This is a genomic window from Paraburkholderia sp. SIMBA_030 (assembly GCF_046535245.1).
GTDB lineage: Bacteria > Pseudomonadota > Gammaproteobacteria > Burkholderiales > Burkholderiaceae > Paraburkholderia.
The window spans coordinates 1-249 of sequence record NZ_JAWRXB010001230.1 but is presented as its reverse complement, the minus strand read 5'-3'; the positions used below and the strand labels follow the sequence as shown (position 1 = coordinate 249).

Annotated in this window: 1 protein-coding gene; it reads right to left on the bottom strand. The window is 55.4% G+C overall.

What is annotated here, in order from left to right; genetic code table 11:
* Nucleotides 1-191, bottom strand: a 191-nt coding sequence (locus SB772_RS43965; RefSeq protein ID WP_410839023.1) for an EamA family transporter, incomplete at its 3' end; no start/stop codon positions are given.
* Nucleotides 192-249 lie beyond the last annotated feature (58 nt).

Here is a 249-nt window from a genome sequence, read left to right as displayed (position 1 = left end):
AAGAGGAGATATAGTCCGAGGGATCCGACAGCGAGGCCGATCGCCGCTGCCCAACTCCAGTTTTCCTGACGCAAAACCATCCCGAAGACGAACAAACAAACCGGCGTCAGAGACATTTCCAGCACCGCGGCGGTGCCTGAAGGGATCTTTGTCATTCCCCAGAACAGGGGGCCATAGCAAAGAGTGATCATCAGGAGGCTTGCTACAGTCAGCCCGCACCAATCAACAGCCAACGCTCGTATTGACTGA